Consider the following 15055-nt stretch of genomic DNA (forward strand, 5'->3'; position numbering starts at 1 on the left):
TGTTATTGACGGTAAAATTAGATTGGATTATTCTATAAAAACATGAAAGTTTTAGAAATCAGTTCTATTGGCGTTGAAGATAATTTGATTTATTACCGCCGAAATTATACAGCAATTGCAAAAATCGATTTTCTCTCAAAGCAGGAAGATGTAGAGATTTCTTTTACAATAGAAGTTGATCCGTTCGGACGAAAAACAATCACGTTAAATTATCCGTACGGCACAAATTTTGATTATCCAGTTTTGCCTGTGACAAAATCGATAAAAGAAAAAATTCTTTCAATGGACAGCGAAGGATTATTACCAATATGACTTTTTATACAGATTCAGCAGAGCAGACAATTGAATTTGGAAAAAAAATAGGTTCAAAATTAAAAAAAGGCGATATTCTTGCAATGCAGGGAACTCTTGCGGCAGGAAAAACGACAATCACAAAGGGAATTGCACTCGCTCTCGGAGTTGAAGATACGATTACAAGCCCGACATTCTGCCTCATAAGCGAATACGAAGGAAAAATTCCTCTTTACCACATGGACGTTTACCGCCTTAACGGAACTGACGATTTTATAAATCTTGGCGCAGAAGAATTGATTTACGGAAACGGCGTGAGCATAATCGAATGGTCAGAAAAAATCATGGATTCGCTTCCAAAAAAAACAATAATAATTCGACTTGAACCGCAAAAAAGCGCCGACGGCTGCCGAAGAAAAATTACGCTCGAAAACTGGCCTTACGGTGACTTTTAATGAGGAAAAAAAATGAAAGCTTTAGCAATAGATAGTGCGTCTGGTTGCATGACAGTCAGCGCAAAAAATGATGATATTACGACTTCACTGGCATTGGATATAGGACCAAAACAAAGCCAGGAACTCTTGCCTGCCATTGATTTTGTCTTAAAAAAAGTCGATTTAAAACCAGAAGAACTCGATTACACGGTTTTATGCAAAGGACCAGGAACTTTTACAGGTTTGAGGCTTGCATTCGCAGCTTTAAAATCAATCGAACTGGCATTTAACAAGCCTGTCTATGGGGTTTCTACACTCGAATGTTATGCTTCGCCATTTGAAAATTTTGAAGGACTTGTAATTTCGACAGTCGATGCAAAAAAAGACCAGTTTTTTGCAGGAATTTACGAAAACAAAAAGATAATTCTTGAGCCGGAAGACACGACGATAGAAAAAGTAATTTCCGCAATCGACAAAACAAAAAAAATTCTTTGCGTTGGACCAGATGCAAAACTCTTCGCAGAAGAACTCAAACAAAACAGCCCGTCTCTGGACGTTATTCATTTTGACGCGCAAATAAACACCTGCATAAATCTTTTCAATATTGCCGAAAAAATGATTAAAGAAAAAAAAGAGCCCCTCAAGGATTTTGAAGGGCCAGAATATCTGCGCAAAAGCGAAGCAGAAATCGCCTTGGAAAACAAGTAGTTTTTAAGCCGATTGTTTATTTTTAAAGTGGGAATATTTTTTCAAAAAAATTATTTTCCGCCTAAGAATTTTGAAAGAGCTTCGAGAGTCTGCGAATTTGCGGCAGCTTCCCTGTTTTCTGTCTGAATTGCATTAAAAACTTCCTGACGGAAAACCTTTACATTTTTTGGCGCTTCAACCCCGATTTTAACCTGATCTCCGCGGACTTCAATCAAAGTAATTGTAATATTGTCGCCAATTTTTATTTTTTCATCTACTTTTCTTGATAATATCAGCATTACTTTTTTTCCTTATCGTTTAAAGTTTTGATGATATTATGCTTTGTGGTCCATTTTGAATCAGAAAGTATAACCTGAAGAGCTGTCCGATTTTTGCGGTTTATAACAATCGGTCCCTGAAGATTTGCAGTCACGGCACTTCCATCTGAAGGAACTGTAATTATTGCGAACAAAATCACATCACCTGGTGAATCAATGCCGATTTCACAGAGAGTTCTGTCGTCAATATCAAGTTCATAATCATTTACAATCAAAAACGGATCAACGATTATAAAGGCAAGGTTCTGTTCATCGAGCGACTGAAGCCAATAAAAAGGTTTGTATTCCGCCTCTATAATCGCGTATTTATGATATTCTTCAAAACCATAAAGACCGTTTGGAAAACTGACGATTTGACTTTCATCAACATTGACAGTTCCCATTGTTTTTGTTTTTACTTCCATTGTTAAAAAGTTTCCTCCCAATTATTTTTTATTCTATCCAATTTTTATCTCAAAACTAAAACTTTACTTCATGTAGTTTAAAAGAGAAGAACTGTACATTTTTCCAGCATTGCTTAAAGTTGCCTGCTGAGTATATTCAAGCATTTTCTGATCGGTAATGGCCTGTGTTATGTCAAGATCGCCTTCCCTCGAAATTTGAGAAGTTACGTTCAGAGCTGTCGCAGAATTCCGCACAATGTCGTTTTGAAGCCTTTCGTATTCACTTCCAGACTTTGCAACGCGGGTAGTAAGATTATTTATTCCCGAGTCAATGCTGGCAAGAACGCGGGTTCCGATTGTATCCCCATCGCCTTTCAAAAGGGAATTTCTGAGTAAAATTACACTGTCAAAAAGAGAACCTCCAGAAACGCGGACATTATCTGCCATATTATAAGGAGGCTTTTGACTTGAATCTTTAATTATTCCGAGATCATTCAAAACTGTTCCCGAAACATCTTCCAGCCACAATTGATGAGAATCCGTCGTCGTAAGGTTCAAGCCGCTTGTAACAGGATCGACAGCAGCCTTTACAGCAGCTCCAGAACTGTTGATTTTTGCAACAAGAGAATATACAGTATCTCCGCTTTCCATCTGAATTTTTTGACCATCAACATTTATTACGCCACTTTCCTTTGCCTGCCATGAAGAAAGGTCTCGCCCGCTGAACAGGCGCTGAGGTTCCGCCCAAAATGTCTTTGAACCAACATTATCCACAGTAACATATTTATTTTCATCAACTTCAACTTTATTCTTATCAATCGTTCCGTTATAGCGAACAGAAGAAATCAAAGGCTGAACCGCACCATCAACATGACCTAAATCAACTTCAAAGGCAGGCGCATTTGTGTTTGTGCCTGCAAAAATTGAATTTCCGTCAGGACCAGTGGCATTCGCATTTTGAACAAGCTCCTGTAAAAGCTCATCAACTTCAACAGCCATATTCCGCAAATCGTCCTGATTATAAATTCCGTTTGCTCCAGTAACAGCCAGTTCACGCACACGCTGCATAATATCAAGAGAATTTTGCATATAACCTTCGCGATACACAAACTGGTCGCTTAAAGTCTGTCCATTTTTTTCAAAATTGTTTACGCGGTTAAGATAAGACTGATATTTTACAAGATGGCCAGCAGCAACAGGATCGTCGCGCAAAGACTGAATTTTCTGCTGGCTTCCAATCTGATTGTTTATTTTATTTAAACGACGTTCCTGAATGCGAAGATTGTTCTGAGTGTTGTTGTTATTCATCTGACTGCTGATTCTTCTCATAGCCTTATTTCTCCCATAAAAAGTCAAGATTAAAACTTCAGTTTTTTGTAAATATAAAAACAGACGCCATTTTCGGCTGTTTTTATCTTACCTCCTAATACATTATCTCGCTAAACGTAAAAAACTAAACGCCAAGACGATTGATTATCGTATCAAGCATCTGGTCGATTACAGAAACATATTTTGCAGCAGCGTTGTATCCATGCTGAAATTTTATGATGTCGGCAAGCTCTTCATCGATATTTACACCACTGATAGAATCCCTGAAATTTCTTAAATCGTTCATAATCGCATTCTGGCTCAAAAGCATATTTTCCGCCTGTTCGCCTTTAAGGCCGGCATTTGTGACAGTTTCCGCAAAGTAATCGTCAAAAGTGCGACTCGTTCCAATCATCACGTCAGTATTGCGGATTGAAGCAATTTCTACGGCAGCACGGGCATCTCCAATCGAAGACCGTCCCTGTCCGTTAGGAAAACCTGTCGCCACTGAATTCGGGTCGTTTTTTATTTTTTCACTAACGGCAATATATCCGCTAGGATTCATAACAGGAGCAACAGAATATTCTCCAGCCAGAGAATCAACTGCATCGGCGCGAGCAAAATCATAAGCGTTTTCTGCACCACTTCCGTTCAAAATACCAGAATAACCAGCAAGAAAAAGACCTGAGTCTTCGACATGGCGAAGCACAAAGTCCGGATTTTCCATTGATTCAGAAGCGCTCGCTTTTAAAACGAGCTTATTCTCTCGGTCAAGATAAGCCTTAACCTCGCCCTGAGAATCATTTATCCTTGCAATTACAGCTTCGACAGTGTCATTTGCAAAATACGCAACAGTAATATTTCCAGAATGGCCTGACAAAGTCATAACACCATCAAGCCCGACTTTTTCCTGAGGATTTAAAGCATTTTTGCCAGAAAAGCGGAAAATATAAGACGTATCAACTTCACCGTCACCGTTGCGGTCATAATTTCCCTTGGTATCTGTAACAAAAGGATGCTGAACAAAAAAATCAAGTCCTGTCTCATTGTTTGCACCGATTCCAGCGCGATGAACATCGTTTACCAAATCAGCAAAATTTATAGCCATAGTATTCAATGACTGAATTTCGTTTCTTATGTCGCTGTCACGCAGTTCAATCAAAGCGCCAAGTTTTCCAGATTTTATGTCAGCATTAAGAGAAGTGTCTTTCCAAACAACCTTGTCATAACCATTGTTGTCAGTCTGGGCAACAAGATCAAAACCGCGGGCAATACTTCCCTGAACCAAAACCTGTCCGCCAACATGAACCATAAATTCGTCGCTATCGCGTCTGTCACTCGTTATTTCCACAAGGCCAGAAAGCTTTTCAACAAGCAAATCCCTTCTGTCCATAAGATCGTTCGGATTATCGCCCATCGCCTTAGAACGCACAATTTCGCCATTCAAATCAGCAATCTGTTTTGCATAATCATTTACCTGTTTTACAGTAGCTTCAATATCACCGTTCAAAAGAGTTCCGATTCCAGACAGAGAATTATAGCGACCAGAAATAGACTGAGTTAAACTGTCAGCACGAGTAACTACAGCTTGACGAGCAGCCTTGCTTTCTGGATAAACAGAAAGTTCCTGCCATGACTGCCAGAATTTATCCATATTTGTGCGGACAGAAATATCGTTCGGTTCATTGTAAACCTGCTCAATCATAGTGTAATACTGTTCGCGCGTAGCCCAGTAAGATTCGTTGTTCGACTGCGCAACAATTCTTTGGTCAAGCATTTCGTCCCTGAGGCGGGTTATGCTTTCAATCGTAGTTCCCTGACCAATCTGTCCCGGAGTTTCTGCGCGAGTAAGGTCAGGTCTGTAAAGAGGATCAAAAGTTTTAACCTGAACACGCTGCCTGCTGTAACCTTCAGTATCAGCGTTTGAAATATTATGACCAGCAGTCTGAATCTGCTGCGAATGAGCCATTATGCTTCTTTTTCCAAGTTCAATTCCTGCAAAAGCGTTAGCCATAGTTTTTTCCTCCGTCCCAGCCTAAACAATCTGATCTATTACAACATTGTGAAGTTCTGGCTTTACGATTTTTCCATAGTGCGAATAAACAGTATTTCTGCGCTCAGGCAAAACCTCTTCAAAAATTCCCTTCAAAAATTTTCGTGTATTAAAGATATATTCATTCAAAATTTTGTTTTCGATTTTCGACTTTAAAAGCTTAGCCTTCACTTCGCGGACAAGCCTGGCAATTTCCGTCTCCGAATTAAAATTAACTTTCGAAGAAAGTTTTTCGCGGTATCCGTCAAGTTCCGCAAATTCATCGCTCAAGCCGCGCATTTTTTGTAGAGCGTTTTCAAGTTCGAGCCAAACTCTCTTTACAACGCATTCGTGAACATTTTTCTGAGCAACAAGAATTTCATCCAGTAAAGAAGACTGTTTTTTCAAAATTTCCAAAAGCTGCATTTTTAAAGCCTGTTCCATAAATTTCCTCAATTTATTTTCGGAAAAACAAAAGCCCGCCTTTAATTTATTTTCTTATTAGAACCTTTTTTTTTATTTTGGACGAATTTTTTTTGTCTCCTCCGGTGTTCCGTTGTTCCGCTAAACGCTCATTCGCAGACTTTCAGTCTGCGAACGCTTCGCGCAACTCCACCCCGGCGTAAATTTTTCCGTAAAAAAACAATTTTCTCAGTTTTTAACAGTTTTTTATTCAATTTTTTGGAAAAATCAAAAAATCACAAGGTTTCATCTTGACACTAATCTTCGTTTTTTGATAAGATTATTCTCATCAGTTACACGGTGCCTATAGCTCAGCGGTAGAGTTCCAGATTGTGGATCTGGCTGTCGTGGGTTCGAACCCCACTAGGCACCCACATTCAAATGCATTTTTATGTGTTGAAGCTCGCTGGTTAAATACAACGCGTTTGTAGCTCAACTGGATAGAGCAACGGACTTCGAATCCGTAGGTTGCACGTTCGAGCCGTGTCAGACGCATATCTGTATAAAAACTGATAAATTTTTCGGGCGACTAGCTCAGTTGGTAGAGCAACAGACTCTTAATCTGTGGGTCCGGGGTTCGAGCCCCCGGTCGCTCATATTTCGGTTTTACGAAATAAAAAATCGGAATTGCGACTTCTGTCCTTGCCGTAATCTGCGAGAGTGGTGAAATTGGCATACACGCTAGACTTAGGATCTAGTGCTTCGGCGTAAGGGTTCAAGTCCCTTCTCTCGCAAACTTCTTTTTTTTCCCATAACAAACACAATTTTTTCTTAAGCTCGTCATCTTATTTTTCTAATTTTAAACTTTATTCTTAATTTTTCTCAAAAAAAAACAGAAAAAAGCAGACTGTATAATGTTTCGCCGTCCAAAAATCATAACTAATATTTAAAATTCAGTGTTTTTTTCTTAAAAATTTTCTGTTATTTTTACGTGTAACTAAATTAAAAAAAATTAACAGAAAAAACCATTGACTTATTTATTCAAGTAAAGTATAAATTATGCCCCATTTTTACTTTTTTTTATGATTTATTGACTAACACCCCCATTTTGCTATAAATTTAATATAGTCGTTATGAGTATTCAATCTGAAGAAGGATTAAAACAGGCTTACAAAATGCTTTCTCAAGGAGAGCCGGCAGAGGCAAAAAAACTTCTTGCGGATATTCTGGAATTCAACCTCGACAACAAAGAGATTGATTTTGCAGTCTGGTGCTGTTCTTATTGGATTGATTTTATAAAAAAACTGGCAAAATTCGACTTTTACGAACGCGGAGAAAGCCTTCTCTTTCAATGGAAAACTTTTGAGGAAGCGTTCGGCAAAAAAAAAGAAATTTTTGCAAGAACAATTTTTTCAGTTCAGACAGGAATATTTTCGCTTGCATTGGACAGTTTTAGTTCTGTTTCGCAAGAAAGTACAAGGCTTCCAGCTCAAAAAGCAGATTTACTTTTAAAAATTGGAATCTGCAACAAAAAGCTCGGAAAGTACGACATTGCGCGTTCTAACCTTATGGAAGCAAATAAGTTTCTTCCTGGTTCGGCGCAGATAATTGCCGAAATGGCAGACTGTTGTGCACTGTGTGGATTGGAAAACGAGTCAAAAGTTCTTTTTCGGGAAGCATTTTTTATCGATGCAAAAAAAATCGATATAAGCATGCTGGATTCAGAACTTATAAAATGTCTTGTTCAGAAAATAAAAGACGACCACGGATATAGCGGATCAGAACTTCAATACTGGATTCCAGTTTATGCGGTTCTTTATGGAGTTTTTAATATAAAGCGTGAGCTTCGGAGCGTAGAGGTTTTAAAATTAAAGCAGGATATTTATGAAACAGAAAACGAAATTAAAAATCCTGCCAACAATGTAAACCAATTAAAACCAAAATTGATTTACATGTATTTCTGGTTAGTCGATCACTACATTCAGAAAAACCAGACTGGAAGCGAAGTTAGTGACCTTTTACTAAAAATCAAGATTTTAGACAGAAATGTCTACGACTTGTATATAAAATAATAAGTTTTGGAATATTTTTTTTACAGGAGTATAAAATGTCTGCAGAAATCGTTACAAAAGTACAGGACATGCTCAAAGAAGCAACCTGGACAAGAGCAGCAATCGGCAACTACACAAAGAACAACCTTATTGAGTTGTCTGAAATCATCGAAAAAGCAAAAGCAGAAGATTGCACTGCGGAAATAAAAGCAATCTGTGATGAACAGCTTTCTCACACAAAAGACAGCATCATTGCGCTTTATATTTCGGGAATTCTCGATTTAAAACAGGGAAATCTTGACAATTCAAATTTGGTAACTCTTGTAGACATTTTCCAGAAAAATTACAAAGAACCGGTTGTAACCTATCTTTGCGAAACAATTCTCGACATTGATCCTAATAACAAATTTGCCCTCCGCACACTTGCAGATATTTACCGCGCGGCAAACGATCCAAAAGCCTGGGCTCTTTACGAAAAAATTGTAAAAATTGACGTTGAAGAAGCAGAGATCGCAAAAATTCTCTCAGAACATTACGAAGCAGAGGGCGATGTAAAAAATGCCGTTGCTTATTGCAAAAAAGCCCTTCTACGCTTTGTTTATGCAAACAACATGACTGCTTTAAAAGAGACTTGGGCAAAACTCGTTTCTATGATTCCTGATGAAATTGACTTTTTCCTTCTCGTACAACGCAAGGTAGAAAAATCGATCAGCGCAGAAAAAAGCGCTCTTCTTCTTCATGACCTTTATCCGTACTACAAAGACAATGCACCTTCAGATCCTAAAAAATGGGATATTGCAATTCAAATCCTCAAAATCATCCTCAGAATCGATCCAAAAGATTATTGGGCAAGAAACGAAATTGCAGCCTGCTTCCAGGGAAAATACGCTAAAAATCCAAATGTCAACGACTTTATCGCTTCATCAAACCTTACGCAGAATTTCCGCAACGTATTTGAAGCAATCAACGATTTTGAAAAGCACATTGCTTTCGGTGCAAAAAACTTCGTTTACCACAGAACCTGGGGCGTTGGAATCATTACAAAGGTAGAAAACGATAACCTTTTCATCAACTTTGGAAGAAAAAACGGCGTTAAACAGATGTCTCTCAAAATGGCAGTAAGCGCCCTCCAACCTCTTGCCCGCGACCACATCTGGGTTCTCAAGGCAACAAAATCAAAGGACGATTTACAGAAAATTTTCAAGAACAACCGCGACAAAACACAGGCTCTCAAAATCATAATCAGGTCTTTCGGAAACAGTTGCGACTTCAAGAGAATCAAATCGGAACTCGTTCCTTCAATTTTGACTCCTGGAGAATGGACTTCATGGAACACAGCCGCAAAGAAAACTCTCGAAACAAACCCGATTTTTGGTGTAAATCCAAACAACATCAACGAATACATTGTTCGTGATGCTAAAATTTCTACCGAAGAAAAACTCAGCAACGAATTCAAGGCTGAAAAGCAGTTCACTCCACGTGCAGACGTTTTCATGAGATTTTTCAAAAACGAAGAAGCTGATAGAGACAGCGAATTCTTCATGGATATGTACAACTATTTCAAAGGATTTGTAAAAGGCGCGCATCAGGCAAACGAGCAGGTTGTAGCTTCTTACCTTATTGTTCAGAAAGTAGGTGCTATCATGCCTTCTCTGGCAGTTCAGCTCAACTACACTTTTGAACAGCTCTACCGCGATATTGACAACCCTCGCGAAATGTACAATCTTCTTAAAGACACAAAAAATACAAGTTTCCAGGCAGACTTCCTCAACCAGATAAAACTTTTGCCTGATTGGGTTGACCAGTACATCGAACTTTTCCCGACAGTTCTGAGCAAAAAAATGCTCAACGAAGTTATTGAAAACGGCGATACAGAAAAAGTTCAGAAACTCGCAGTAAAAGTATTCGAAAGTTTCCGCGACTACCGCAATGCAGTTCTCTTCTTCTTTGAAGAATGTCAGGACGACGCATGGTTCAAACAGTCTGGAATTTCTTATCAGAAACAGTTGATTACAATCGTAAACCTTATCGATCAGGCTTACCGCGAAATTGAAAATCACGTTGATACTACAGAAAACAAAAAAATCATTAAAAACGCAATCAAATTGATTTTTGATGGCAAAAACGCTTATGCAAACTACATGCTTTCATGCGACATGGACACAATGACTCACCTTTACACTCTTGTTGATGACATTGTTAACCTTGAAGGCATTTACAAGCAGGCTTTGCGTAACAGAATTCTTTCTAAGTATCCAGATTACAAATTCCGCGCAAAAGAAGAAAAGACAAACGCTCCAAAAGGAATGCTCGTTACAAAGGCAAAACTCGACGAGAAAAAGGCTCTCGAAGCAAAAATGACAACTGTTGATATTCCAGCAATTGCAAAAGAAGTTGCAGATGCAAAGGAAAAAGGTGACTTGAAAGAAAACGCCGAATATATCGCAGCAAAAGAAGCACAGCACAAGCTCAACAACGACTTGAACCGTCTTCAGGGCGAACTTGCACGTGCAGTTATCTTCGATCCGACAACTGCTACAACTTCGATGGTTTCTTTTGGAACAGAAGTCGTTCTTACAAACAACGCTACAGGAAAAGACGAAAAATACATTATCATGGGACCATGGGAATCAGATCCTGATGCAGGAATCATTTCTTACATGTCGCCATTTGGTAATGCCATTCTCGATTCAAAAGTCGGCGAAAAACTTGAATTTACAATCAACGAACATGAAAATGACTACACTGTAAAATCAATTAAACTTGCAAAATAAAATATAAAAAAAGGCTGTCTTGGAAGTTTGAAAACTTTGAAGACAGCCTTTTTTTTGCAAAAAAAATGAATAAATAAAAAGAGCAGAACTTAATAATAAATTCTGCCCGCAATTCTAAAGTCTTATTTTTTAAAAATCTTATTCAAAGCCTTTACAAGCTGAACATTTTCCTCGTGGGCTTTTATCGAAATTCTGTACCAGCTTAAATCCATTCCATAAAAATCCGAACAACCGCGAATTACGATTTTTGACATTGCCAGAGCCTGACACAAAGGCGCCTTAAACGGATTCGGCGCAGAATCTTCTTCGTTGACCAAAGACTGCTTTTTAGGTCCGTTATGACCTTTTTTATCTTTTGCATGCTCTGCACCAGAAGCATAATCCAATGCAGTTTTCTGTAAGTTTTCATCAAGCTGAACGAGAATATAATTTCCTTCACCACGCAAAACTTTTGCTCCGATTGACTCAAAATAATCCGACAAATATTTTCGTTCTTCGGCTACAAGTTTAAGCATTTGACGGTGCCAACTGTTGCTTTCAATTTCTGCCTGCATTACCGCAGAACCAGTCACCTGGGCGTCTGTACTGATTGTCCACGGACGCATTGCATTTACAAGAGGATTATAAACGCTGGAACTAAAGCAAAGTGCGTATCCCAAACGAAGCCCGGCCATTCCGTAAAATTTTGTAAATGCGTTGAGGATTATAAGATGAGGGAATTCAGTAGCACGTTCTATAAGCGCGCGAACATTTTTTTCGGCAGTTTCGCTAAATTGGCAGAAACAGGAATCCAAAACGAGGACAGTATCCGATTTTTCGCAAAGCCTGGCAATTCTTACAATCATATCCAAAGGCATTACGTTGCCAGCTGGGTTTGAAGGACTTGCCATAAACATAAGCGGAACTCCGCCAGAAAGAATTTTTTCAAGATGTTGAAAATCATCTTCCGTAAAAACAAAGTCGTTTTTCTTTTCGAGGGTAAGGTGAAGAATTTTTTCTTCACTACACGCCATCAAAAGCGCATTTTCGTATTCAGAAAAGGCAGGTTCCACAATCAGGTTAAAAGCGGTTCCCTGAACATTTTTTCCAAAAACCATCGAAATCAGCTGGGTAATATCAGCAGCGCCAGAACCACACAGAATAGGTCCGTCAAATTTCCAGTATTTAGCAAGAGATTCTTTCAGTTCCGTACAATTTGGATCCGGATAAGCCGCAATAATGTCAGGATTTAACGAGAGCGCAAGCAATGCCCGCGAAGCAGCCTTGTGAACTCCTAAAGGACTTGTGTTAGCAGAAAAGTCCAAATAATCATTCAGTCTTCTTGAATTAGTTCCACCATGAAAAAACATAACAGAACTATTATATCATTTTATTTAAATCTCTCAAAGATAAAACAAGGCATAAATTGAATTTTAATTGATTTTTTGCTAAATTAGACAGGAAATTCAGATGTTACGTTTGGGATGACCATTATTTTTCGGCATCAGCAAGTATATCAATGACACTCACCATATTTTCTCCCGCTAACGCGGTGTTTACAGGAGGACGTTATGAACAAGTACGTCAAACGGTATCTTATTGATGCTTTGGGTGGAATGGCTCAAGGTCTTTTCGCTTCGCTCTTAATCGGAACAATTGTAAAAACTCTCGGTCAGCAGCTTTTGCGGCTTGGTTCAAATCCAATTTTTACTTTTTTAGTTGATGCAGGCTCTTTCGCTTCAGATGCTCATGTTGTCGGAGCGGCTATGGCCGTAGGAATCGGTTTTGCAATGCAAGTCCCTGCCCTTGTTCTTTTTACGCTTGCAGCAACAGGAAGCGCAGCAAATGTAAGTGGTGGAGCTGGAGGACCTCTTGCAGTTCTTTTTATCGCAATTCTTTCAGCAGAAGCAGGTTGCCTCGTAAGCAAAAAAACAAAGGTTGATATTATCGTTACTCCGCTTGTCACGCTTTTAACAGGAGCCTTGTTAACCGTTCTTACAGCAAAATATATTGGAAAAGCAGCAAGCGCCTTTGGAAACATAATTGTCTGGGCAACAACGCTCCGCCCTTTCCTAATGGGAATGATAATTTCGCTTCTTGTAGGAGTTTTGCTCACTTTGCCAGTAAGTTCAGCTGCAATTTGCGCAGCACTCGGTCTTACAGGTCTTGCTGGAGGAGCCGCAGTTGCTGGTTGTTGCGCGCAAATGGTCGGTTTTGCAGTACTAAGCTTTAAGGAAAACCGCTGGTCAGGACTTTTGAGCCAGGGACTTGGAACAAGCATGCTCCAAATGCCAAATATCATCAAAAATCCAAAAATATGGATTCCCGCCTGCCTTTCTTCTCTCATCACAGGTCCTGTTGCAACCTGCATTTTCAAAATGGAAATGAACGGAGCAGCTGTAAGCTCTGGAATGGGAACCTGCGGTTTAGTAGGTCAAATCGGCGTCATTTCTGGATGGTTCAATCCATCTCAGGCAGCGCTTTCTCACGGGGCGTCAGCAATTACGCCTTCAGGATTCGACTGGCTTGGACTTATCCTCGTATGCTTTGTTTTACCAGGAATTTTAACCTGGCTTTTTGGAATTTTTTTCAGAAAACTCGATTGGATAAAAGACGGCGATTTAGTTTTGGAAAATAACTAAAACTGTTCTATAATATAAAAATTGAGATTTGTATTAGATAAATTTTTTACGGGAGAATAATAAATGAACGAAAAAACTGAATTTACTGAACTTTCAAAAAACATTTATCTTCTTGCGTTGCCAACAAATATCGGAATTATAGCCCTAAAGCAGTCAGATTCCTCTACAAATATTTATTTAATCGACAGCGGAAACGATGAACGCTATGCAAAGGCAATACTCGAAACAGTAAACAGTTCTTTCAATTCTCCCAAAATAAAATCCGTAATAAACACGCACTCGCATGCAGACCATTGCGGCGGAAACGAATATTTACGCTCAAAAACCGGATGCCAGATTATTGCAAGCACTGGCGAAGCCGCAATCATGGAGTGTCCTGTTCTCGAAACAGGCTTAATCTGGGGAGGAATGCCAGTAAAAGAACTCGAAACAAAGTATTTTACGGCTTCTCCCTGCATTGCCGACAAAACATTTAAAAGCGGCTCAGATTTTTACATTGAAGATAAAATTCACGTACAGACAGTTCCGCTCAAAGGTCATTACATCGACCAGACAGGATTTTTAATCACCGATACAGACGGGAAAAAAATCTTTTTTGCAGGCGACTGCCTGAGCGGACGCGATGCAATAAAAAAATACTGGATTCAATATCTTTTTAACGAAGAAGAATCAAAAAAAAGCCTTTTGACCCTCTCAAAAATCCAAGCCGATTTTTATGTTCCAGGGCACGGTCATGGCGTCGAAGAAATTGAAGGACTGGTCGAACTAAACCTCATTGCCCTTCTCGAAACAGAAAATATGATTTTGGACGAATTAAAAACTCCAAAAACGGCAGAACAACTTCTCCAAAATGTAAGCACCCGAAATGGAATTTCTCTCAAACTAAGCCAATACGTCCTTATAGGTTGTACCTTGCGCTCATATTTAAGTTCCCTAAGCGACTGCGGAAAAATCAAGTACGAAATCAAAGACAACTTGATGTACTGGTCTCTCGCCTGATTTCCGCAAAAAACTCAGCCTTCAACAATTTTTACACCGGCAGAACAACCAAGTCTGTTTGCACCAGCGTCTAGCATTGCCACAGCGTCTTCAAAAGTCCGGATTCCGCCACTCGCCTTTACTCCCATGTCTTTTCCGACAGTTTTTCTCATCAATTCAACGGCATGAACGCTCGCACCGCCAGTTCCAAATCCAGTTGAAGTCTTTACAAAATCAGCGCCAGCTTCTTTTGCTTTTTCGCAAACCGTTACAATTTCTTCATCATTAAGATAGCATGTTTCAAGAATCACTTTTTCGACGATTTTTTTATTTTCACCGCAATCAACATCATCAATTGCACAGCGAACCGCATAAATCTCTTCAAAAACCTCTTCCCAGCGCCTGTCTTTTACAGCACCTAGATTTACAACCATGTCAACTTCGTCCGCACCTTCGCTCACGCACATAGCAGCCTGACTCGCCTTGTCATCAACAGAATTCGCCCCAAGAGGAAAACCGATCACAGTACAGACCTTAACTCCGCTTCCGCGCAAAATTTCCGCCGCAAAAGGAACATAAACAGGATTAACGCAGCAACTCGCAAATCCGTATTTTACAGCCTCCTCGCAAAGTTTTTTAATGTCGCTTTCTGTAGCACAAGCAGAAAGTTGAGTATGATCAATAAATTTCGCAATTTCTTTTCTTTCCATATTTTCTCCCGTTTATAAAAAAAACAGCGTTTATTATAACATAATT

At 39.2% G+C, this 15055-nt stretch carries 14 protein-coding genes and 4 tRNA genes; 11 read left to right on the plus strand and 7 right to left on the minus strand.

The genetic code is table 11. The features are described 5' to 3' along the window. Window positions 1–42 precede the first annotated feature (42 nt). Genes ACT6XC_RS01765 through tsaB form a run of 3 tightly spaced genes read left to right on the plus strand, consistent with a single transcriptional unit; the run spans window position 43 to window position 1433 of the window. Window positions 43–312 (plus strand): hypothetical protein, encoded by a 270-nt coding sequence (locus ACT6XC_RS01765; RefSeq protein WP_443737185.1) that lies wholly within the window; start codon window positions 43–45, stop codon window positions 310–312. Then, window positions 309–746 (plus strand): tRNA (adenosine(37)-N6)-threonylcarbamoyltransferase complex ATPase subunit type 1 TsaE, encoded by a 438-nt coding sequence (gene tsaE / locus ACT6XC_RS01770; protein WP_443737186.1) that lies wholly within the window; start codon window positions 309–311, stop codon window positions 744–746. Before ACT6XC_RS01765 ends, tsaE begins: the two co-directional genes overlap by 4 nt. A 12-nt stretch (window positions 747–758) precedes the next feature. Beyond that, on the plus strand, window positions 759–1433 hold the full coding sequence (tsaB, locus tag ACT6XC_RS01775) for a tRNA (adenosine(37)-N6)-threonylcarbamoyltransferase complex dimerization subunit type 1 TsaB (RefSeq protein WP_443740594.1): 675 nt from the start codon (window positions 759–761) through the stop codon (window positions 1431–1433). A 50-nt stretch (window positions 1434–1483) separates the two neighbouring features. Here the strand turns inward: tsaB and csrA are convergent, their stop codons facing one another. The 5 genes from csrA to ACT6XC_RS01800 form a co-directional block, all read right to left on the minus strand. Next, window positions 1484–1711, minus strand: a complete 228-nt coding sequence (gene csrA / locus ACT6XC_RS01780) for a carbon storage regulator CsrA (protein WP_078929738.1) — start codon at window positions 1709–1711, stop codon at window positions 1484–1486. Beyond that, a complete protein-coding gene (gene fliW / locus ACT6XC_RS01785) occupies window positions 1711–2154 on the minus strand; it encodes a flagellar assembly protein FliW (protein ID WP_443737188.1) in 444 nt (147 codons plus the stop codon). Before fliW ends, csrA begins: the two co-directional genes overlap by 1 nt. A gap of 63 nt (window positions 2155–2217) precedes the next feature. Beyond that, the gene (locus tag ACT6XC_RS01790) at window positions 2218–3462 is read right to left on the minus strand and encodes a flagellar hook-associated protein 3 (protein WP_443737189.1); all 1245 of its coding nucleotides are present in this window, start codon (window positions 3460–3462) and stop codon (window positions 2218–2220) included. Window positions 3463–3586: 124 nt separating this feature from the next. Continuing rightward, entirely contained in the window at window positions 3587–5455 is a 1869-nt protein-coding gene (gene flgK / locus ACT6XC_RS01795) for a flagellar hook-associated protein FlgK (protein ID WP_443740595.1), read from the minus strand. A 21-nt stretch (window positions 5456–5476) separates the two neighbouring features. Continuing rightward, the gene (locus ACT6XC_RS01800; protein ID WP_443740596.1) at window positions 5477–5917 is read right to left on the minus strand and encodes a hypothetical protein; all 441 of its coding nucleotides are present in this window, start codon (window positions 5915–5917) and stop codon (window positions 5477–5479) included. 318 nt (window positions 5918–6235) lie between these two features. Between ACT6XC_RS01800 and ACT6XC_RS01805 the strand changes: the two genes are divergently transcribed. The 6 genes from ACT6XC_RS01805 to greA all read left to right on the plus strand — a co-directional run bounded on the left by ACT6XC_RS01805 (window position 6236) and on the right by greA (window position 10700). Beyond that, window positions 6236–6307 (plus strand) — tRNA-His (locus tag ACT6XC_RS01805). A gap of 49 nt (window positions 6308–6356) precedes the next feature. After that, window positions 6357–6430, plus strand: a tRNA-Arg gene (locus ACT6XC_RS01810). Between the two features lie 28 nt (window positions 6431–6458). After that, window positions 6459–6531: transfer RNA gene (locus ACT6XC_RS01815), tRNA-Lys, on the plus strand. Window positions 6532–6589: 58 nt separating this feature from the next. Then, window positions 6590–6669: transfer RNA gene (locus ACT6XC_RS01820), tRNA-Leu, on the plus strand. A gap of 339 nt (window positions 6670–7008) precedes the next feature. Further along, window positions 7009–7947 (plus strand): hypothetical protein, encoded by a 939-nt coding sequence (locus ACT6XC_RS01825; protein ID WP_078929733.1) that lies wholly within the window; start codon window positions 7009–7011, stop codon window positions 7945–7947. 35 nt (window positions 7948–7982) lie between these two features. Next, entirely contained in the window at window positions 7983–10700 is a 2718-nt protein-coding gene (gene greA / locus ACT6XC_RS01830) for a transcription elongation factor GreA (RefSeq protein ID WP_443737192.1), read from the plus strand. 122 nt (window positions 10701–10822) lie between these two features. On the opposite strand, the gene ACT6XC_RS01835 is transcribed toward greA, so the two are convergent. Then, window positions 10823–12049 (minus strand): pyridoxal phosphate-dependent aminotransferase, encoded by a 1227-nt coding sequence (locus tag ACT6XC_RS01835; protein WP_443737193.1) that lies wholly within the window; start codon window positions 12047–12049, stop codon window positions 10823–10825. 201 nt (window positions 12050–12250) lie between these two features. On the opposite strand from ACT6XC_RS01835, the gene ACT6XC_RS01840 reads away from it, so the two are divergent. Together ACT6XC_RS01840 and ACT6XC_RS01845 are read left to right on the plus strand one after the other, a co-directional pair. After that, entirely contained in the window at window positions 12251–13321 is a 1071-nt protein-coding gene (locus ACT6XC_RS01840; protein WP_443740597.1) for a PTS transporter subunit IIC, read from the plus strand. A 63-nt stretch (window positions 13322–13384) separates the two neighbouring features. Beyond that, a complete protein-coding gene (locus tag ACT6XC_RS01845; RefSeq protein ID WP_443740598.1) occupies window positions 13385–14320 on the plus strand; it encodes an MBL fold metallo-hydrolase in 936 nt (311 codons plus the stop codon). Window positions 14321–14334: 14 nt separating this feature from the next. Here the strand turns inward: ACT6XC_RS01845 and deoC are convergent, their stop codons facing one another. Beyond that, a complete protein-coding gene (gene deoC / locus ACT6XC_RS01850) occupies window positions 14335–15009 on the minus strand; it encodes a deoxyribose-phosphate aldolase (protein ID WP_443737196.1) in 675 nt (224 codons plus the stop codon). Between the last annotated feature and the right edge of the window lie 46 nt (window positions 15010–15055).

Source organism: Treponema berlinense, assembly GCF_052273165.1.
GTDB lineage: Bacteria > Spirochaetota > Spirochaetia > Treponematales > Treponemataceae > Treponema_D > Treponema_D berlinense_A.